15 protein-coding genes are annotated in these 22,018 nt (G+C 36.2%); 7 read left to right on the top strand and 8 right to left on the bottom strand.

The annotated features are described in order from the left end of the window. Positions 1 to 42: 42 nt before the first annotated feature. The gene (locus BUL40_RS13350) at positions 43 to 591 is read right to left on the bottom strand and encodes a TlpA family protein disulfide reductase (RefSeq protein WP_080319652.1); all 549 of its coding nucleotides are present in this window, start codon (positions 589 to 591) and stop codon (positions 43 to 45) included. Positions 592 to 683: 92 nt separating this feature from the next. Further along, positions 684 to 1,682, bottom strand: a complete 999-nt coding sequence (locus BUL40_RS15925) for a response regulator transcription factor (protein ID WP_080319651.1) — start codon at positions 1,680 to 1,682, stop codon at positions 684 to 686. A 101-nt stretch (positions 1,683 to 1,783) separates the two neighbouring features. Here BUL40_RS15925 and BUL40_RS13340 point away from each other — a divergent pair, with 101 nt between their 5' ends. Genes BUL40_RS13340 through lipB form a run of 3 tightly spaced genes read left to right on the top strand, consistent with a single transcriptional unit; the run spans position 1,784 to position 3,423 of the window. Next, positions 1,784 to 1,939 (top strand): YqaE/Pmp3 family membrane protein, encoded by a 156-nt coding sequence (locus tag BUL40_RS13340; protein ID WP_010518549.1) that lies wholly within the window; start codon positions 1,784 to 1,786, stop codon positions 1,937 to 1,939. A gap of 6 nt (positions 1,940 to 1,945) precedes the next feature. Next, positions 1,946 to 2,680, top strand: coding sequence for a hypothetical protein (locus BUL40_RS13335; RefSeq protein ID WP_244901874.1), 735 nt, complete (start codon positions 1,946 to 1,948; stop codon positions 2,678 to 2,680). A 26-nt stretch (positions 2,681 to 2,706) separates the two neighbouring features. After that, positions 2,707 to 3,423, top strand: a complete 717-nt coding sequence (gene lipB / locus BUL40_RS13330; RefSeq protein ID WP_080319650.1) for a lipoyl(octanoyl) transferase LipB — start codon at positions 2,707 to 2,709, stop codon at positions 3,421 to 3,423. A 33-nt stretch (positions 3,424 to 3,456) separates the two neighbouring features. Here the strand turns inward: lipB and BUL40_RS13325 are convergent, their stop codons facing one another. The 4 genes from BUL40_RS13325 to BUL40_RS13310 all read right to left on the bottom strand — a co-directional run bounded on the left by BUL40_RS13325 (position 3,457) and on the right by BUL40_RS13310 (position 8,675). Further along, positions 3,457 to 4,140 (bottom strand): TapB family protein, encoded by a 684-nt coding sequence (locus tag BUL40_RS13325; RefSeq protein ID WP_010518552.1) that lies wholly within the window; start codon positions 4,138 to 4,140, stop codon positions 3,457 to 3,459. Between the two features lie 7 nt (positions 4,141 to 4,147). Continuing rightward, entirely contained in the window at positions 4,148 to 5,482 is a 1,335-nt protein-coding gene (locus tag BUL40_RS13320; protein WP_080319649.1) for an OmpA family protein, read from the bottom strand. Positions 5,483 to 5,586: 104 nt separating this feature from the next. Beyond that, on the bottom strand, positions 5,587 to 8,043 hold the full coding sequence (locus BUL40_RS13315; protein ID WP_080319648.1) for a hypothetical protein: 2,457 nt from the start codon (positions 8,041 to 8,043) through the stop codon (positions 5,587 to 5,589). A 35-nt stretch (positions 8,044 to 8,078) separates the two neighbouring features. Continuing rightward, positions 8,079 to 8,675 carry a ribonuclease HII gene (locus BUL40_RS13310; RefSeq protein ID WP_080319647.1) on the bottom strand — a complete coding sequence of 199 codons (597 nt, stop codon included), beginning with the start codon at positions 8,673 to 8,675 and terminating at the stop codon, positions 8,079 to 8,081. Between the two features lie 213 nt (positions 8,676 to 8,888). On the opposite strand from BUL40_RS13310, the gene BUL40_RS13305 reads away from it, so the two are divergent. The 3 genes from BUL40_RS13305 to BUL40_RS13295 are packed head-to-tail and all read left to right on the top strand — an operon-like array spanning position 8,889 to position 14,449. Beyond that, positions 8,889 to 12,182: a SusC/RagA family TonB-linked outer membrane protein gene (locus tag BUL40_RS13305; RefSeq protein ID WP_176465487.1), complete on the top strand. Its 3,294-nt coding sequence runs from the start codon at positions 8,889 to 8,891 to the stop codon at positions 12,180 to 12,182. Between the two features lie 9 nt (positions 12,183 to 12,191). Next, positions 12,192 to 13,706, top strand: coding sequence for a RagB/SusD family nutrient uptake outer membrane protein (locus tag BUL40_RS13300; RefSeq protein ID WP_010518557.1), 1,515 nt, complete (start codon positions 12,192 to 12,194; stop codon positions 13,704 to 13,706). 17 nt (positions 13,707 to 13,723) lie between these two features. Continuing rightward, positions 13,724 to 14,449 carry a hypothetical protein gene (locus BUL40_RS13295; RefSeq protein WP_080319646.1) on the top strand — a complete coding sequence of 242 codons (726 nt, stop codon included), beginning with the start codon at positions 13,724 to 13,726 and terminating at the stop codon, positions 14,447 to 14,449. Positions 14,450 to 14,715: 266 nt separating this feature from the next. On the opposite strand, the gene BUL40_RS13290 is transcribed toward BUL40_RS13295, so the two are convergent. Both BUL40_RS13290 and BUL40_RS13285 read right to left on the bottom strand, forming a co-directional pair. Next, complete coding sequence (locus tag BUL40_RS13290) at positions 14,716 to 15,429, bottom strand: hypothetical protein (RefSeq protein WP_010518559.1); 714 nt, start codon at positions 15,427 to 15,429, stop codon at positions 14,716 to 14,718. 4 nt (positions 15,430 to 15,433) lie between these two features. Next, positions 15,434 to 19,720: a thrombospondin type 3 repeat-containing protein gene (locus tag BUL40_RS13285; protein WP_080319645.1), complete on the bottom strand. Its 4,287-nt coding sequence runs from the start codon at positions 19,718 to 19,720 to the stop codon at positions 15,434 to 15,436. 155 nt (positions 19,721 to 19,875) lie between these two features. On the opposite strand from BUL40_RS13285, the gene BUL40_RS13280 reads away from it, so the two are divergent. Further along, entirely contained in the window at positions 19,876 to 21,894 is a 2,019-nt protein-coding gene (locus tag BUL40_RS13280; protein WP_080319644.1) for a putative porin, read from the top strand. Positions 21,895 to 22,018 lie beyond the last annotated feature (124 nt).

The following is a 22,018-nucleotide window of genomic DNA, read 5'->3' as shown; positions in this document are numbered from 1 at the left end:
TTAAAGCGCAAAATTACACTTTTGCGCTTTAATATCATGAACTTATTCTATTCTGTTTGTGGTATAGTTGGGAACATATTTTTGTTGGTTTAAAATGGCTAATAGGTCTGCTTCCCAAGAAATAATGGGTGTTTCTACAATGCGATTCAATTCTTTATTGTTTTCTAGGACAATTAGCGTGGGTACTCTTTTAAGATTAAAGGTGGTTGCTTTACCATCAGGACTTGTTTTATAAAATTCCTTTCTGCCGTCTACCGCTATAATCTCTAATTGGTTGTTTGGAAAATTTAGTTGCTGTAATAATTTCAAAATTGTGGGAACTTCTCTTTTACTGTCCCCACACCAAGTACCCATGAACAGCAAGATTTTTTTATGGGTAATTTTTTCTGCCAATGGTGTAATTAGGTTTTGGTCTATGGTGGCCTTTTCAAAATTAGGAGCAAACCAGTTTTTGTAGGGAGGTTCTTCTAAATGTTCTTGGGCTATTTCTCCCAATAAAAATGGCGCCCCGCTTTTAAATTGTAGTTCGGTTTGGGCGTTTAGGTTGTAAATAAAGAGTAATGTAAAACTTGTAAGAATTAGATTTTTCATGATGTTTTGGATTTTTTGGCCAAAATCATTCTAAATCATTTTTGTTTCAATTTTTGTGGGGTTGAGATTGGGTCTAGACCCCGGGTTGAAATTTAATCGGATAGGTGTTTGCTTAGCATTTCTCTGTCCGTAATTCCCAGTTTTTTATAGATGTTGTTTATGTGGGTTTTTACAGTACTTAGACTAATGAATAACTCTTTTGCTATCTCCTTATTGGTTTTTTGAGCCGCGATTGCTTTGGCAATTTTAAGTTCTTGCGGGGTTAATATCGCTGTTAGTTTTGCCTTGGAAGAAGTTCTTTTACCAATGCGATACAAAACAAAGACGACCATTAGCACGCCAACAATACTAAGTGCAATCCAAAAACCATTTAATGTAGAATTGACATCTACGGCAACTAGACCAAGCGAAGCTAATTTTTGGTTGACTTGTGCTCTAAAATTGGGGTTTAAATTGGTGGGGTTAGATGTGCTAAATATTGGATTCTGATTATGTAGTTCAGCTATAAAAGTCTTGTAGTCATCATATGTTTCTGCGGTAGGGTTACCCAAATAGAATAGAAGATAAGCTTCTAAAAGCGGTTCGTTTTGGGTTTGTGCAAACTCATGAAATTGGGTAAACCACTGGTTAAATTTTAATTGTTTCTCAGCAGAAGTTTCTTTGCCCGTAAAATCATGTATAAACGCATCTTTTATTAACGCTAAATCTAGAAAGCCTTTAGCAATAGGATTGGTGCCTTCTATGCTGCAAAAAGCTTCGCCAAAATCAGACATCGGAAAATATAGACTGTCCGTATTTTTTGCTAGAAATAATATGGATTTAGTGTCTTCACAAGTTTGCATAAAGTGCTGGTTGCTTATAGTATCGGAACAAGTGTCTATATGCAATCTTAACAGGCTGTTGTTGGTGGGTAATTGCTCACCTTCAAATAGAAAATAACCTAGGCTATCCGTTGTGGTCTGCTGAATTATTTGGTCTTGGTAAACGCGTTCTGTCTTGTTCAAATCGTTTATAAGCGATAGGAATATGGGTTTGTTTTTTAGTTCATCGGTGACTGAACCCTTAAATTGATATTGCCCTATGCAAATCATCGGTATAAGCAAAAAAAAGCGTAGTAATTGGTGCACCCTAACTATTTTTGTAACAAAGAACCCTAAAATACGTCCAATAGATACATCAATCAAAATAAATCATGAGTTTAATTAGAGTATTATTGGCCATTTTATTTCCACCTTTAGCCGTAATTGGTAAAGGATGCGGGTCTTTTTTAATTGTATTGTTATTAACCTTTTGTGGTTGGGTGCCAGGGGTAATCGCGGCACTCGTTATATTAAATAATCCAAACTAAATACCAATGAAAATAGCTAAATCAATTTTGGCTTTAATGCTAACAGTGCTAATTGTAGCCTGTAATTTTACAGAAGAAATTTACCTTAATGCGGATGGCTCTGGAAAGCTGAATATAGGATTTGATGGGAGCGAAATGATGAGTATGATACCCTCAGATTCCGCAAGAACGGGAGAGGTTATGGATTCTACCATTGTATTTAAGGATTTAATAAGAGAGAAAAAAGATAGTATTGCAACGCTGAGCCCTAAAGAACGGGAAGAATTAATGCGTTTGGAGCCTTTTAGTTTACGAATGCAAATGAACGATGCCGAAGGTCTGATGAAGTTTGATATGTTTGGGGATTTTCAAAAAATTTCTCAGATGAACGATGCTTTTAATGCGTTCCAGAATGCTAGTACCGTTGGCCCTACGGCAGGATCCAAACCCATGCCCAAACAAGCTGATGGTAGCGCAACAAAGGTGGACTATTCTTTTAATAGAAATACGTTTAAAAGAACAGCTAAAATAGTAGACCAAGCATTATTTAACCAAAGTGTAGATAGTTTGGCAAGTGCAGAGATGTTTTTAGGGGGTTCTACGTATACCTTTAAATATCATTTTCCAAGACGTATAAAGCGAACTAATTTGAATGAGGCCACCTTTTCTATGGATGGAAAAACCTTAATCTACGAAGCTAATTTTCTAGAAATGCTAAAAGACCCAGAATCTATACAGATAGAGGTAGAACTAGAAGACTAGATTGCCCTATTTTGTATCTTTGCTATATGAATAAAAAGGTGCATTTAGAGGATTTAGGGCAGAAGGATTACAAAGAAACTTGGGATTATCAGGAATCGTTATTTAAAAATATTGTAGACGTAAAGATTAGAAATAGAAGGGAAGATGCGAGTTTAGAAACTCCAAACCATTTTCTATTTGTAGAGCATCCGCATGTGTATACTTTGGGCAAAAGTGGAAATATGGCCAATCTTCTGGTAGACGATAAAGTGCTGGAAGAAAAAGGCGCTACATTCTATAAAATAAATAGGGGTGGAGATATTACCTATCACGGTCCTGGACAAGTGGTGGGTTATCCCATTTTAGACCTTGATAATTTCTTCACCGATATACACAAATACCTACGTTTTTTAGAGGAAATGGTCATTTTGACCCTGTCAGAATATGGTTTGAAGGCAGAACGTTCCGAGGGTGAAACGGGTGTTTGGTTAGATGTAGGAACCCCTTTTGCTCGAAAAATTTGTGCCATGGGCGTACGTGCCAGCCGTTGGGTAACCATGCACGGGTTCGCTTTGAACGTCAATGCAGATTTAGGCTATTTTGATTTAATGATTCCCTGTGGGATTAAAGACAAGGCCGTTACCTCTTTAAATGTAGAGTTAGGGAAGAAAGAGGTGGACATAGATGAGGTGAAGCAAAAATTATTAAAGCATTTCACAACGCTTTTTGAGGCAGAAATGATAAAAGAAAAAGCCTCGATATAATACCGAGGCCTTCCGTTTTTTGATTGGGTCTATTTACATTTCTAAACTGGTAAGCACGGTAGAGCCCATAAGCTTCCCATTTTTATTATAGGTTTCTTGCTTAACCAATCCTACACCTTCTGCCAACCACAGTCTAGACGGAAAAGTTTGGTTGGTCATCATCATTTTACTTTTGATTTCGCTATAGATAACATAGCAGTCAAAAGTGCCTGCACTAGTGGTTATGGTTTCTTTTTTCTCTACTTTTCGGTTTACGGTATCTACATTCATTTTCATATTCATGCCACTCATGTTAATGGATACGGCCACATTCGCGTCTGCTAAATCTTGTCCTACGTTTAGGTTATTGGGTAATTCCACGTCTGTCCCCGTAATTTCCATCTCCATGTCTTTGAATTGTTCTAACATCTTTGTGTTCATTAAAGATTGGTAGTCAATCCGTACCACATCGCCATCACAGGTAAATGAATAATCTGAGGAAAAAGACTCTTTTCCCTTAGCATCTGTAAGTTTTACCTCCATGGTTGCGGTGGTAATGCCCCCAGCGGTGCTTACATCGCTTACTTTGTAATGGGTAATTCCGTCAGATTTACCTTTTTTATTGAGGTTGTCATAAGTAAAAGTGGTTCCTTTTTCTAACGGATAATACCTACTACATTGCGCGGAGGCCATGTAGGTAAAACAACTTAAAGTTAGCAGGATTATAAGATTTTTCATGATGTTTTTATAGTTTGATGAATTCTACACGTCTGTTTTGGGTCTTTCCTTCTATTGAGGTATTGTCCGCTATGGGTTCAAGTTCACCTTTACCTTCTGTGGTAAGTCTATTGGCGGCAACCCCATATACATCTGTCAAAGCTTTTTTTACAGATTGTGCTCTGGCATCACTCAATTTAAGATTTGTAGTATCATCTCCATCTGCATCTGTGTGACCAACAATTTTAAGTTTGATAGAAGAATCTTGCTGTAGTACTTGGTAGATTTGGCGAATAATACCCATAGATTCTGGTTTGATGTTGGCAGAACCTGAATCAAATAAAATACCATTGGTAGAGATTTTACCTTCGGCGATAAGTTTTCTTCTTAAGTCGACACCACCTTCATTGAGTTTGATATTTGTTAGGAAAACACGCTCTTTTCCTTCTTTCAAATTATTTAGATGAAATTTTAGCGTGTTCAAAACAGCATTTGGTGCTACTAGTTTTGGTATGTCTATATGTTTGGTTTCATTTACCCAAAGTCTAAATCTTTCTTTATTAACGGCAATAGAAATGTGCGGTACATTTAGAATTTCGTCTCGAATATCTGCTTCAACGGTGCTATAAATTTCACGAGAACCGTTAATCCTATTTTCTGCTGTAATACCAATTGGAGTGTACTGGCACAATGGAATATGCCCTTGAACAAAGTTTTGGCCTTCCTTAAATTTATCATCATCACTCAAGTCTACCCTTAAATAGGCTTGTGATGAAGTTTTTTTATCCACACCAACCGTTCTTATATCAAATTCAATAGTATAGTCTTCTGGTAGTTTAGGAGAGTTTGGAATAAAATATATATTGTATCCAGATTTAAGTTCAAGCCATTTTTCAGAAGAGTCAGAAAAATTTACGACCTCCCCGCCGGCGTTTGTATTCCATTTTGCAGGAAAGTCACCAATAAAGTCGTTAGAAAAATCGTCAAAGAACAATGGCGTATCTCCAGGAACAAAATCAAATTTGCTGTATACTTCTAAGCTGGGTTCTTCTTTTGCCTTGTTGTTGTTTGTGTTTTTTGTAGCGCCATTATCATTAGTGGTATCCGTATCTAACGTATCATCATCTTGGTTAGGAGGATGGGGTAAGCTTTTTGGTTCTGGTTTTTTACTGCTGGGCTCCAAAATACTATCTAAAGTTTGGTCTGTTTTTTTTGAAGTTTCACGTTCAACACGGCGTTCAACCGTGCGTTCTGCAGCTTCTTTAGCCTTTTTACCTAATTTTTTTAAGAATTGACTCTGTACAGGAGCCGTGAACAGGAATAAGAACGCCATTAGGCCAACTGTTCTCAAGGGAAATTTCATTTTCAAGATTTTTGTGTTCTAAAAGTGTTTTACCACAAATTAGTAAACTGAAAATGAGTATGTTTCTAAATCTGTATAATTGGTATTACTAGCTGTATAAAAGGTTAGTTAAGCTTGTACACTATGATTGAGTTTTCTTGGTCTTTGCTTACCACCTCTAATTTATCATCTTTGTCCATATCTATCAAATCTATGCTAGAGGAGCCATATACAGGAAAGTTGGCAATGGATTTGGATTGGCTATCAAACAAATAAATTTTTTGATTCTGGATGTCCGTTACGGAAATATATAATTTGTTATCGATATAAAAGATTTTGGGCTTTTCATAGACGCCAAGCTCTAATTCTGTTTTCTTACCTCTAATACTAAGCATGTTATCATCCATGTATACTAAGGTTTTACTAGTTGCATCCAATCCATGATTAGGTCCAAGCTTAAGATTACTAGCAGCAAGCTTTCCTTTGCTGTCTATAAGGTGTAGTACCCCTTCTTTATTGGTAGTAATAAATTTATCTTTGTAGAGGTAAACTTCATTACTAGAAAAGTCAATTTTCTCTTCAAGTTTAATTCTATCTTGGCCTGCTCTGTGTTTAATTTTTAGGCTGCCATTTGCCAATTGAAACACCAAATAATCCTTGTTTCCAATCCTAAAATGTTTTGGCGCTTGTAAAATAGGACTTTCGGCCTTGGTGTAGGTAAAACCTTTAACCAAGCTAGCGCTACTGTTGTACATGTAAATTGCAGTGCCTTGGGTAACTAAGAATCTGTAATTTCTATTATTTTCATAATCAAATACGGCCAACGGGTTTAGGTTGCCTCCTTCAAACTTAAAATTGAAATTGGATACCTGTTCTCCATTTCGGTCTAAAATCAAAAATTGATTATTGGTAGTAAATGCCAATTGTAGCTTTCCGTTTTTATATAAATCTACCTGCTGAATTTTCCCTTGAATCTTTCCGTCTAACTTCTTTTTCCAAAGCACTTTTCCTTCAGAAGAAATCAAGTATAGGTTGTTGTCTGTATCTTGAACAACAATTTCATATGAATTATTTCTATGATTTTTAACAAACTGCGGATTTGTGGCTAAATCGTTACTAAGTTCTAAAGTGAATAGTGGACTTACAGATGTTGTTGTGGTTGTTATAGTAGATTTTTTAATTACTAGATTGGCATGGTAAAAATTAGCATCCGCGGTTACCTGGGCGGCAAGCACCGTAGAATTGTCTAAATGGGAAATGCTTTCTGTTAAAACATCTAGCCCATGTAGTTCAGAAAGGCGTAAAAGTCCATTTTTAGTGGCGTAGAATTGAATGCTACTTTCATTGGACAATAAGTCTTTGGTTGTATTATAAGCATGGTCATTGCTTAAGGTATTGCCACTTTTAATATTGGCGATAATTGTTTGAAGACCAGATTCCGTTTCTGAGAATATATATGTATTTTCAAAAACCGTGCAAAAATTAGATTCAAAATCTTTTACTAAAGGATTAAAACGATTGCTTATAAAATTAGAGTTGTTCAGTTTTATTAAAGTAGTTCCTTGATAAGTATTCTCTTCAATTTTTATGCTTTCAATTAAACCCAATAGGGCTTCCGAGTCAAAAGTAGTGAGCATTACTGCTTTGTCTGATTTAAGTTGCAAAATACTTAGCTGTTCTACTCCCTTAATACCGGTATCCAGGGGTTCTTTTGCGTCCAAATAAATTTTTTGATTTCGCAAGAAAGTCTCATAGTTGTTAAAAGTATAATCGGTTACAATGTCAATGTTTTTTGGGGTATAAGATGTAAATGAACTTGTAACCGGGGTGGTGTTGCTTAACAGGCTGGTGTAGTTTTTTATAGAGTCTTTAGCTAGTATTATTCCATTAAGAAACAATTCGTCTGGTTTACCGTTAAACTCTATGGCCAGCCAATCTGCAAAATGCTTCACGGAAGCAGATTTGGATTCCTTTAATGCGGATTTAAAAATATTTTGACTTGTTTTTAGGTTTATGAAAATGCTTGCGCTAGTGTTTTTGCTACTGGTATTATATAATTTTTCAAGAACAGGATTTAATTTATTTTCCTTTCCGGTTCTAACCACATTTTCTATAAGCAGTTTTGATGAAGCCACTACCCATAAATCCTCTAACTTATACAAATAGAAAACTTGGTTGGTAATGGTTATACGGGATAGTTCTTTATTTTCATATGTTAAGGTTTCTATTTTTTTGTTGGTCACTTTATCAAGGTCAGCATCAAGCAGGTTTGCTTTTGTTGTAAAAATAAATTCGAATTTATTTTTACCTACCTCGTAAAACCCTAAAACACCACCCTCATTAATTGCTATATGATTTAGATAGGCTGTTTTTGCAAGAATATCGTCGTAGTATTTTGTTTTTTGAATTTGTTGTAAAACCGTATTGTTTTTAAGTTCACTACTAAAGTTGGCAAGCTTGTTTATTTTTAGAAATAAAGCCGCATCTTGGGGTAGTACATCTAGTAGGGTCTCCTTTACCACCGGTTTTGGTTTACATGAAAAAACTAGTAGAAGAATTGGAAGTAGGAACTTGTAGTTCATTTAGTGGCCTTTTGCAGCAAAGTTAAAAGGTTTGGTTATAAGTCAAAACTAAGTTGTTCAGGTAATAACTTAAAAGTTTTACGGTGGTATTTGCAAGGCCCATGTTTAAGTATTGCTGCTCTATGCTCTCTTGTTGGGTAACCTTTGTTTTTAGCCCAGTTATATACAGGAAATTCTTCATGTATTTTCAACATATAATCATCTCTATAGGTCTTTGCTAAAACAGAGGCCGCCGCAATAGATAAGAATCTAGAGTCTCCCTTTATAAAGCAGGTATGTGGTATTTGTTTGTAGGGTTTAAACTTATTGCCGTCCACAAGTATGTGTTCGGGTATTTGTTTTAATTGATCTAAAGCCCGATGCATGCCTAGGATGGAGGCATTCAAAATATTAATTTTGTCTATTTCTTTCTCGGAAATGTGTACTACACCATATTCAGTACATTCTTCTTCTAGAATAACTCTTAAACGGTTTCTTTGGATTTTTGTTAATTGTTTTGAATCGTTAAGAATTTCATTTTCAAAACTTTTGGGTAGTATAATCGCTGCAGCCGTGACGGGTCCAGCTAAACAACCTCTTCCTGCCTCGTCTGTTCCGGCTTCGTTAAAGGACTTATAAAAACTGTTAATCATATCTTAACAACTGCAATATTTAACAAAAAACATAAATAGAAATTAGAGAAACAAACTGAACGTTGAATAAAATGCATTGGAAACGTCTTTATTGATGCTTTATTGTAAAAATTGAACATATTTTAACAACATAGGGGTTCGATTGTGTGATATTTTTGGAATATTAACGATTAATTATCATTTTTGGAACTGACTAATTCAAAAATTTTTTAAATGAAATCAATGTTAACGTGGATGTTGACGCCTTTATTGGTGTTGACTTTTTCATTTTCTTTTGCACAAGAGAAAACGATTTCAGGTAATGTAACGGACCAAGATGGTCTGCCATTGCCTGGTGTCTCCATTGTAGTTGTTGGTACATCCAATGGAACGCAAACAGATTTTGATGGTAACTATTCAATAGGTGCTAGTCAAGGTCAAGTGTTGCGTTTTAGCTACTTGGGGCAAAAAACTGAAGAAAGAACAGTTGGTGCATCAAGCACCATCAATGTTCAAATGGATCAAGATGCTCAAGCATTAGAAGAAGTTGTTGTCGTAGGTTATGGTACAACAACCAAAAAAGCATACGCAGGTACCGCTTCTGTAGTTGCTGCCGAGAATATTGAGGCAAAGAGTTTCTCTAACGTTACTCAAGCCTTAGCGGGTGAGGTTGCTGGTGTTACCGTAATCAATACTTCTGGTCAGCCAGGTACAGTTGGTACTATACGTATTAGGGGTTATGGTTCGCCAAACGGTAACAGAGCCCCATTGTATGTTGTAGATGGTGTTGCATTTGCGGGTACTTTTGATTTGAACTCTATTAACCCTGCAGATATTGCTAGTACTACCGTACTTAAAGATGCAACCGCAACCGCTATTTATGGATCTAGAGGAGCAAACGGTGTGGTTTTAATTACTACTAAAAGTGGTAAAGCTGAGAACGCTTACATTGAAGTTGACATGAAAACAGGTGTTAACAAGCAAATTATACCTAGATATCAAGTATTGTCTTCTCCTGAAGAATACATTGGTTTAGTTTGGGAAGGTTTGTACAATAGAGGTGTGGTTACTGGTGATGCAGATCCAGTTGCATTTGCTAATAATACCTTGTTAGGAGATAATGGTATTGGAGCCGGGTATAATATGTGGGCGGTAGATAATGCGGCAGATTTAATAGACCCTGCTACAAGGTCTGTAAGACCTGGTGTTCAGCGTTTGTTTGATCCTGAAAGTTATGCGGATGAGGCATTTGGAACGGGAATTAGAACTGAAGCTAACCTTAGAATGGGCGGTGGCTCGGAAAAAGGAAATTATTTTGCTTCTGTTGGTTACTTGAACGATGGGGGGTACTCTGTTAATTCAGATTACAAAAGGTATACTGCACGTTTAAACGTAGATTCAAACGTGAAGTCTTGGTTGAAAATTGGAGCCAATTTAGGATACACCCAGTCTGAAAGTACAAATAATGGTCAGATAGAAGGTTCTGAAAACCTATTCGAATTTGCGGATAAAATGGCACCTATCTATCCGGTTTTTGCAAGATTTCCTGGTACTGGGCAGCTTATTCCGGACCCAGTTTACGGTGGTGCGCAATACGATTACGGTAGTCCAACTGGTGATTTAAATGGATTTACAAGGAGTAGACCAAATGCAAACTTGTTGAATCCCATAGGTTCTGCCTTATATGATTTTGATGGTAGAACTACCAATGCGGTTAATGGTAATATTTACGCTAACTTTAAGCTAAATGATTACTTGGACTTTGAAATGAAGTATGGTGGACAGTACTCTTTTGAAAGAAGGAATAATATGTCCAACAACGTTTACGGTACTGGGGCAAACCCAAATGGAACCTTGAACGTAAGGGATAGGATTAGATTTTCAGAAACTTTCTTGCAGTTGCTACGTTTCAACAAATCTTGGGGTAACCATACCTTGGAGGTTTTAGCCGCTCACGAAACGTTTGAAAGAGGTTTCAGTCAATCACAACAATTTAAAGAAAATGTTATTGTGCCTGGGTTGTATAATCTGTCTAATTATTCTTTGAGTACTAGCCCTGCCACAGGTTATGCAGATAACTCTGGTATTGAATCCTACTTCGGTCAGTTAAATTATAACTTTGCCAATAAATACTTCCTTACAGGTTCCTTAAGAACGGACGGTTCATCTCGTTTTGTTAACGAAAAGTGGGGTACTTTTGGTTCTGTTGGTCTGGCTTGGGTATTGTCGGAAGAAAGTTTCTTACAGAATAGCTTCTTTAGCTTCTTAAAAGCGAAAGCTAGTTATGGTACTACCGGTGATCAAGATGGTGCAGATACGTTTGATGGATTTACAATTTTTAATGCAAATTTTGTTGGAGGATTAGCCTTATCTGAAAATGTTCCTGGTGATCCTGATTTGACTTGGGAAACCTCAAGACAAATCCAGGCTGGTTTAGAAATGTCTTTATGGAATAAGGTAGATGTAAACTTGGATTACTATCGCAAGAATACGGATAATCTATTTTTTAATAGACGTGTAGGTCCTTCAGCTGGTTTCTCTTCTATCTTGGTTAATGATGGTGAAGTATTAAATTCTGGTTTTGAATTTGATGTTAACGCGAATATTGTAAATAATGATAGTTTTAAGTTGAGCCTTGGATTTAATGGGGAATTATTGAATAACGAAATGGTTACGTTACCAATAGATCCTTCTACAGGTGTAGAAAAGATTATAGATACAGAATCAAGCACGGATAGTGGATTCTTCGCATTTGCAGAAGGACGTTCTATTTTTGATTTCTATACACGTGAATGGGCAGGTGTTGATTCATCTGATGGAGCTCCAATGTGGTACCAATATTATGATGACAGAAATGATAATGGCGTATTGGACGCAGGTGAAGGGGATTTTTCTCAGTTACCTAACGGTGAAGCCTCAACTACCAATACATTATTTGAATATCGAAAATTGGTGTCAGATGCGAATATAAAGAAAACAGTGACCAAAACATATTCAGAGGGAACACAGGTGTTTATTAATAAATCATTTATTCCTGATGTAAGAGGTGCGTTTAGAATTAACGCCACTATATTTAAAAACATTGATATCTCAACTCAGTTTACTTATAGTTTAGGTGGTTACGCATATGATGCACAATATGCAGAATTAATGAGTGATCGTTTTGGGGCAGCAGGTAACAACTTCCACCAAGACATTAGAAACAGATGGCAACAACCTGGCGATATCACTAACGTGCCCTTGTTGTCTGATAATGCGGTTGTGAATAGTACTTCCGGATCTTCTAGGTTTATAACTAGTACAGATTATTTAGCCTTAAATAATGCTAGAATTGGTTATACATTCAATGATCGTTTCTTGGATAGTACTGGTTTAACTGGGCTTAGCTTCTGGGTTTCTGGGGACAATTTGTTTATAGAAACGGCTAGAAAAGGTTTCAATCCTTCCATTAGAGAGTTCGGTAGCTCAGCAAGAAGAATTTATGCGCCAGCAACTACCATTACTTTAGGTGTAAGAGCTAAATTTTAAAAAAAAACTATGAAAACAAATTTTTTACAAATAGTCTTATCGGCTACGGTTGTACTTTTTGCGACTAGTTGTAGTGACGATTTATTGAACAATAGTGGGGTGTCTGGAGAAAGTCAGCCTACACAGGAGTTGACTTCTGCTCAGTTGGCAGAAGGCTCATTGGAGAATCCAGATATTCCAGCTGCCTTTATTGGAGGACTGTATGCACAGATGGTAGAGTTTAATTCTGGTGGAAGCGGAGGTCAACATACGGATTTTGGTCATAAATCTTATGATGTATTCAGTGATATGCTCTGTGGAGATATGGCGCTATCTGTGAGTACTTATGGTTGGTACCGTGCTTCTATAACAGAGTTACAGGCTCCGCAGGATTTTACGTTAGGCGAAAATAGAATGCCTTGGAGATATTACTATAGAATTGTACGTTCTGCCAACACGGTTATTGCGAATTTAGGTGGTAATGATGCAATTCCAGAAACACCAGAGAATATATATGCAATGGGCCAAGCAAAAGCAATGCGTGCACATTCATATTTTTATTTAACTCAGTTTTTCCAGAAAGAGTATGATGCTAGTGAGGAGATTTTACCTCTTTATTTAGAGCCAGGCGGATCAAACGAGCCAAAATCAACTGCAGGTGTTATTTACGACCAAATGGAGAAAGATTTAAACGAAGCAATTACCTTATTGGAGGGCTTCCAAAGAGCTCAGAAAAACGAGGTAAACCAAGATGTTGCTCGTATGATATTAGCTTACGTTTTAGGTGCTAAAGGAGGTAGAGATGCCGAGGTTGCTGCCTTAACACAACAGGTTATCAATTCTGGTGCCTATACAATGTTGGCGGCCAACGAGGTTACCACTACGGGCTTTGCGGATGTAAATACTCCAAGTTGGATGTGGGGTATTGATTTAACTGAAAATCTTGGGTTAGGATTGGTTTCTTGGTGGGGTCAAGTGGATGCCTATTCTTATAGTTATGCATGGGCTGGTGATTATAAAGTAATCGATCAAGATTTATATGATGCGATACCAGCCGATGATGTAAGAAAAGCCCAATTTAACCAAGATGCAAGCAGTGGCAGGTACCTACAGCCTTTGCAAAAATTCTATGCGTCTGATGCAATTGGAGGTGTATCCCAAACCGTAACTGCAGATTACGTTTACATGAGAATTGAAGAAGCCTACCTTTTAAATGCGGAAGCCAACGCTAAAGCTGGGAACGAACCAGCAGCAAGAACAAGCCTTAAGGCGTTGTTGGATCGTAGAGTTTCAAGTTCAGCTTACGTAGATGCATTGAGTGGTCAGGCGTTATTGGATGAGATTTATTTGCAAACTAGAATTGAACTTTGGGGAGAGGGTAAAAGTTATTTGGCTATGAAACGTAACAAAGCCACGGTAACAAGAGGTGCCAACCACTTGTCATTGGTAGGAGAACCAATTCCTTATAATGATGAGCGTTTTCAATTTGAGATTCCTCAAGATGAGATTCAAAACAATCCTTTTGTTAATAATCAAAATAACTAACGGTTAATTTTAAAGCAATGAAAAAACTAGTATACATATGTATTGTTGCTATTGCTGCAATATTTTATAATTGTGAAGACGCACCTTCTTTAACCGTTCCACCAGCAGATTATGTATCATTTGAAACAAATGAGGCTACTGCCTTGGTTGCTTTAGATGGTACTGGTGAAATTACTCTTAATGTATATGCAACTAGAGTGCAAGGTTCTGACTTGGTATTAGGATTACAAGTTTCTGAAGCTTCTTCTGCAAGTGCTGCCTCATATTCCATACCAACAAGCATTACCATTCCTTCTGGAAGTAACGAAGCGGCGTTTACTGTTTCTTTAATTGATGAGGAGATTAGTAACGCAGGTGAGTCTTTAATCTTAAATATGGTTAATGATTCTGATAACGGTACCTTAGTGGGGGAGCCAATTGAGATTTCTTTAATTAGAGATTGTCCTTCTGAATTGGAAGGTGATTGGGTTTATACTGATGGTAACCAAAAATCTGTTACAATTGAAAAAACAGGTTCAACTACTTATACCGTAAGTGGTGATAATTTTTTTGGTACCGATTATGCCTTCAATATTTCAGATACTTGTAATGAAATTACAGTGACAGGCGGTGAGATTGCTGATAGTTTTGGTTTGGCAGTTTCTGGTAATGGTACTTATGATTCAACAACTGGCGAGTTAACTATATTCTACACGGTTGAAGGTAACTTAGACAATAGAGAAATGACATTGGTAAGACAATAGAATTTTTCAAAATCTTTACATATTAAGGCTCCTTAACAAGGAGCCTTTTTTTTGGTTTGTATTATATAAATTTTATGAAGGAATTAAAACCTACGTGTTAATCGAGTCTTTATTAAGTTGTTTAGTAATTTTTATTCCTTAAAACTCTCTAAGCTTGTTTTATTTTAATGATTGTAAATTGAGGAAAATACCAATAGTATAGCTTAATAAAAAAGGTCCTAACATTAAAAATGTTGGACCTTTCATTCAGTGATTATTATTATTATTTACAATACCTTAAATTCAAATATGGGGGATATGGAAGAATTACTTTGGGTGTCTTTTGTAATTATTCTCCAATAATAAGTGTTCCCGCTACTAACGTTTACATTATTTAAAAAGGAGTCATTAGTCTCTGAAACCACATCTACTGGTGGATTTTCGTTACCAAAGAGCACTTCAAAGCTTACGATGTCTTCATCTAAGTCTGAGGCTTCCCAGATTAAATTAACCTCGGAAGTGTTGTTCATTAGGTTAATTCCATTTTCTGGTGAAATTACTTCTGCAGGAAAAGGCGCGTAGTTTTCTATTCCAAATCCTTCGTTAAAAAATCTAAATGTACTACTTGTGGCTTCCTCATTGCTAAAATCTGATTTTGATGTTACAGACCATTCATAGGGAACACCACGGAGTAAGGTTAATCTCAATTCGGTATCCCTAACTGTAGGGGTGATGGTGTTATTGGTATTGAGATTTGTTAGGCTTAATTCGTATGAATCCGTATTCTCTGAAGCATTCCATACAAAGGTTACCCTGCTCTCTTGTTCGTTTACTATTTCTCCGGTATTGCATTCTGTATTGTCTTCCGGAAATACGAGGATTGCTGCTGTTGGACTTGGAGTTGGCTCAACGTCGTCTGTACTGCTACCTCCACTACTATCTGATCCACCACAACTGGCGATTAGTAAGCCAGTTAATAGAGTATATAAATATTTATTCATTTAGTTATTTTTTCATGATTTTAAATGTTCTTGTATTGTTTTGATTGTCCACATTTAAGATGTACAAACCTGGAGCAATAGCGCTCAAATCTAATTCTGGCTTCTTGCTATTATGTTGTTTATGGTAAACCTGTTTTCCGCTGATACTGAATAGTTTTATTTCGGTTATACCTGACCAACCTTCATTTAATAAAATATTTAGTTTATCCTTGGTCACGGGATTTGGGTAAACCATAATTTCGGTATTAGTAAATATGGTTTGCTCAAATCTACCTTGACAGTCTAAATCGGTTCGTACCAATAGGTTATTTACAACTTCATTAAGCGGAAGGGTTATACTAGATTTACTTGTTTCATAAGTTTTTCCATTTAATAATATAGTATATACTTTTCCACCAGTAAGTTCTAAATCTAAGGTAGAAGCAATACTGTTCACCTTTGAATTCACTCCGAGTGTTTCAGGTTCTTCTATTACAATACTAAAACATTGTTCATAAGATTCATTGGCAATTTCCACACATAAATCATATGATCCAGCTGTAATATCAGAAATTTCTAGAACTTCATTAAAAGCAAATGTAAGTGTTGTTCCATTCCCTAATAGTGTTGCAGTATAGTCTAAATTGGTTGCTGCGCTAATGGTGATAGAACCATTATTGTTATTTGCACAGGTTTCATCCTTTGTTAATACCGTGAAATTATTTTGCGGCAAGGTAAAAATTTCGCAACCATCAACATTTACAGTAGAATCAGTTGGTGTATCGGGGCATAAATCAAATTCGTTGGGCACGCCGTCATTGTCTAGATCATCATCACAACTATTTCCAATACCATCATTGTCATCATCATCTTGTCCGGGGTTTGCTACCTTCGGGCAATTGTCTTCTAGGTCCAATATGCCATCATTATCATCGTCTTCATCACAGACATCTCCTATTCCGTCACCATCTGTATCTAATTGATTTGCATTGGCAATTAAAGGGCAATTGTCTTGATTATCTAAAACTCCGTCATTGTCATCATCTTCGTCATCTATCAATCCGCTAACTTGAAAATCATCAATGATCACTCCTTCTTGGTTCACAGATGGGTCTGAATGAAAAACTATTCTAAAAATTATATTGTTTGCTAAAGTTAGGTCTACCTCTCCATTATTTGCGTTTAGATTAAAATCATAAGCATATTCTGTCATGGTTGTATTAGTACCGGTCCATTGTGCACCCGGACAGTTTTGACAATCATCTGAATTGCCTGAAGAAGCATTGGTCCTGTCGCTATTGTACCAGTTAGGTTTGCTATTAATTGAGCCTAAATTAGACCAAGTATTTCCATTGTCTATTGTGTATTGTACATATAGAATATCAAAATTAACTTCTAAATCGTAAGCCATGGAAAACTTTAAGGTAGGTGAGATTAGGGAGGTAAAATCATAGCAGCCACTATAAATATAGGAAAGGGTGGCATCTGGGTGATTTCCATTTAAATTTGTTCCTATTACTTGTGAACCAGATGTGGTGCTATTGAGTAGTGTACCGTTGGGTGCACCTATTTCCCAAACACTTGTGGAGCTGTTATCATCTACAGTATAAAGACTGGTTTCCGTTGTTTCAAAATCAAAATTTGTGTTTTCTAGCGCATTTGCGGTAAGTATAAATTGTGAATCAGCCCCATTGTTGTCCGCAAATGCATCATTAATGGTATTTACACTAATATTCAAATTATTCTGTCCTATGTTTAATCCAGATAACTCATCCAGAATAATGGAGAGTGTTTCTTCGCTCGCTAAATTACCGCTCCAATTTATTGATGCTGATGAACCTCCGTTTACACTATATTCAATAGTAATATTTTCTACGGTACTTAAACCTTTATTTTCAATTACGGCAGTAGGTATTATAGCCCCACAAAATATGTTATTGTTGTCTGGGGTTATAGCGGCCAATCTAATATCAGTATTAGGCTTAGTAACCGGAATAGGTGATTTAAAGGTACCACGACCATACGTTGAGGCGATGATTACTTCATCTTCTAAACTAATTTCAAGATCGCTCACCGCTACATTGGGTAGATCGCTACTATAATCCTCCCATTCGGTAAGTGTATCATCAATACGGTATACGCCTAAATTTGTTCCTACGTAAATTGGATTGTCCTCATTTCTTCCTTGGTGTGCAATAGATAAATATGCTTGGTCTGTAGGAATATCATAAGATATATCTTGAATTTCGCCACTGCTACCGTCTTGGTTTACAGGTATCTTGTAAATTCCCCGACTAGCTGGTTGAGATGCTATTGGTGTTCCAACCCTATTTGAAGTTGTAATATAGATTGTAGAGCCATCTTGCTGGTTAACTGCTAAATCAGAAATATTGCCTGGAACAAAAGTAAATTGGTTAAAAGTCTCACCTCCATCATCACTTCTATAAATGAAATTTTGGTCTACTGCGTACATAATGAGTGGATTAGTAGGGTCGATTTCTAAATCTTCTAGATAATTCGATCCAAATGAATCTGACCATTCTTCCCATACATTCCCAACAAGTTTGAAAATCCTTTGGTTGAATCCACCAAATACGTTGCCTTCGCTATCAATTGCCAAAGGTGTAATCCAATTAGTAGAAGCGTTATTGTTATTGCTTTCGGTGGGCCTGCCAATTACTCCTACAGATTGTCCTGCGTTAGTAGTTATGAATAGATTATCACCAAATTGAGTAAATCCATAAACAATTTCTTTATTGGTTGGGTCAACCTCATAGTCCATGCCATCACCAGCGGTAAATACGTTCCAATTATTGTTAGTGGCTACGTATCCGGCATTGTCCTGAGAGCCACCAGCAATTCTAGATATGTCATTTTTTCCAATAGAAATTCTATAAAGTTGGGTTATCTCCATATTTCCCGTGCGATCTATAAAGTTTAATCCATTGTCGCTAGAAGTAAATAGGCCACCATCCGTTCCTGTAAAAAGTATTTTATTATAAAATTTTATAGTGTGTATGTCTGCATGTGTATAGGCTTGGTTATTTACTGCCCAGTTGTTTAATCTACTAAACGTATTTCCACCATTTTCACTTTTCCAAATATTGAGACAGCCAACATAAACTTCATCTGCATTTTCAGGATTCACAGAAATTGCCAGGTCAAACCAAGCTTGATTAGACTCCATTATATTTTGCGTGTTCGGTGATTCTGTAAAGGTTAAGCCGCTATCCGTAGATTTGTAAAGACCTTGATATTCAAAGTCCGGACCATTTTCAGCGGTTAAAATGTAAAGTATATCTGGATTATTGGCAGAAACATCTAAAACCCTTCTACCGGAAGATTGTGGTAGAATACCCGTAATTTCCGTGAAATTATCACCGTCCTCCGAACGATAATATGCATTGTCTGTAATTGCATAAACTATATTGCTGTTTCCTGGTTTCAGTCTAAAATCAGTTATGTTGCCTGCTTGTTTCCTGTTCCAAGTTAATCCAGCATCTTCAGATTTATATAAGCCAAAAGAGGTTGCAACCCATACATTCTTACTATTGGTAGGGTCAATTTGGATTTCACTCATAAGTCTACCTGTAGACCAATTAGAATCATTTTCTGCACTCAAGCTCGTGGCCGCCCAGTTAAGTCCTCCATCTTCAGATTTGTAAACCCCAATACTGTAAGAATCCGCTGCGTCATCGTCCCCTGTGGCTATGAAAATTATATCTGAGTTGTTAGGGTCTATGGCAATACCAGACACGCCAATTTGAAGAAATTCATCAAACAAGTTAGTCCAATTTTCTCCTGAATCCGTAGATTTCCAAATACCACCTGCAGGTGCTCCTGCATACCAAATGGCACTATTGTTTGGGTCTACCGCAATACTGTTAATTCGTCCTGTTCCAGGTAAACTTCCAGAGTAAGTGCCAGGTCTATTTGGCCCAATTGAAGTCCAAGTGCTTGTAAGATTTTGAGTTATTGAACCAAATCTTTTTTTATTTTTAAAACTATTTAATATTGCTTTGGCATTTGGAACTTCTCCATTACTGTTTAATTGATGTTTCCAATAGTTTTCCCAACGTTTGTAAGGTTTATATCCACTTCCCTTTTTCTTGTAATTTTTTCCTTGCCAGTATGTGTTGAAAGCTTTAGTGAGCTCGGAAAGTGCTTTAGTATCGTTTGACAGCGTACTGCTCTTTGATTTGGAAATGTCGGTAGATGATTTTAAGTTTTTCATCCAAGGAGCACTCTCATTAAATTGTGCATTTGCTAGACCTGTCAATAATACGAATAGCAGGAGTAACTTTCTTCTCATAATTTTTTATTAAAACGGAGAACAAAATACTTAAAACTTATCATATATTTTGTTAAGAATGTAAAACACTCGTTCTATTGCATGTTTTTTGATGCTTGATATTTTAGCTTTTTATTAGAACCGAAAAAATTACCTTTGAAATCCAATTCAGAAGGATGAAGTATAACCTTATTGTTTTTATGGCATTTTTATTGATTTCTAATTTTAATTGGTCTCAAACAAAATTGCCCGAAAAGAAAGAGCCGCTAGATAAGAAGGGAGATTTAAATCTTAATCGTTCCAAAAAAGATAGCGTAAACGGAAAGAAAAAAGATAAAGAGGTACAAGATGTTACTATAGCCAACTATAAGATAATCAACTTTGAGAGAGATACCATCATTTTAGATACCACGCTAAACATTAATAAAGAGTATAAATTTAATTATTTAAGGAAAGATGATTTCGAACTAATGCCTTTTGCTAATTTAGGGCATGCCTATAATAGATTAAGTAGGTCAGAAAATCCATATCACTTTTTTCCACGTATTGGTGCTTCGGCTAGAAATATAGCTTATTTTGAACTTGAGGATATCAATTATTATAACGTTGCAACACCACTTACAGAGTTGTTTTTTAAGACTACAATGGAACGTGGTCAACTATTAGATGCCCTGTTAACCTTAAATACTTCAAAAAGGTTTAATGCTTCAGTTGCCTATACAGGATTACGTTCTTTAGGTAAATATGATTATGAGCAAACCCAAGCGGGTAGGTTTAGGGCAACCTTTAATTACAGAACACTAAATAATAGGTATTGGGTAAGGGGGCATTTTGCTGCTCAAGATTTAGAAGGGGAAGAAAGTGGTGGTCTCGCGGATAAGGTTTTACAATTTGAAAGTGGTGATGAGAATTTACTCGATAGAGGTAGAATAGACCTTAGGTATACCAACGCTGATAATAAAATCGTTGGTAAGCGTTATTTTTTAGACCATCAATTTAATTTGGTAAGACCTAAAAGGGATAGTATCAAGAGTAGGTCAACTTTGTTGGCAATTGGTCATCAATTTAACTACGAAACCAAATATTATCAATTTCTTCAAAGCGCAAGGGTAGATGAGTTGGGTGAAGCACTTTTTGTTTCGCCAATAGACGATAAATCTACCTTAAGGACAACTTATAATCAATTAACAGCAAATTTTAGCAACAAAAATCTTGGTAATCTCAATGCTGGAATCAGTCTATATAATTATGATTATGCTTTTGGGAGTTTGGTTATTAAGGATGAAGGGGTAATTCCGAGTCAATTAAAAGGAGAAGAAATTGGAGTTGTTGCGAGTTACAAAAATAAATTAGGTGGCTTGGAAGTTGATGGTAAATTAAGGTATACGGTGTCTGGAGAGTTAACAGGTAATATGTTAGATGCTCAGGTAGGTTATCAAATTAACAACAACCATCGTATATATGGTAAGTTATTTTTAAGTTCTAAACTTCCAGATTTTAATTACCTATTATATCAAAGTGATTATACTAACTACAATTGGTACAATAAAGAAAGTTTCGAAAACGAACAGGTTAAAACCTTGTCAGGTGGTTTTGCATCTAAATGGTTTGGTAACCTTAATATAGATTATTCTTTGTTAGATAATTACACTTACTTTGGTCTTGCACCAGATATTACCCAAGAAGCCATAGATGCCGGTTATCAAGATAGTTTTGTGAGGCCTTTTCAGGATAGTGGTACTATTAACTATCTTAAGGTTAAGTATCAAAAGGAAATTAAATACAAAAAATGGGCGCTTAATAATACATTTATGTATCAAGAAGTAAACCAAGATGCAGAAGTTCTAAATGTTCCGCAATTGGTTACTAGAAACACATTATACTTTAGTAGTGATGTGTTTGATAAGGCAATGTTTCTACAAACGGGGGTAACTTTTAAATATTTTAGTACATATAAGATGGATGGTTATAATCCATTACTTGCAGAGTTCTACACGCAAACCTTGGAAGATAATGGCGCCTATCCTTTAATAGACTTGTTTATTAATGCAAAAGTTAGGCAAACAAGGATTTTTTTAAAGGCAGAACATCTAAATACTATTTGGACCAAAGAGTATAATTATTATGCTGCTCCTAACTACCCTTATCGCGATTTTGTAATTCGATTTGGCTTAGTATGGAACTTCTTTTCATAAAAGAGAAAAAAATACAAGGGCTAACTATTAGGTTATCAGCGGTTTCTAAATTTCCACAAAAAAACCTGTAAAAAGTTTGTTGATTAATTGGGAAATGGTGTTACATTTGCAGCCCGAAAAACAA

Origin of the sequence: Croceivirga radicis, assembly GCF_002072105.2 — a bacterium.
Classification (GTDB): domain Bacteria; phylum Bacteroidota; class Bacteroidia; order Flavobacteriales; family Flavobacteriaceae; genus Croceivirga; species Croceivirga radicis.
The sequence above is the reverse complement of the archived record's forward strand: the minus strand, read 5'-3'. Positions and strand labels throughout refer to the sequence as shown.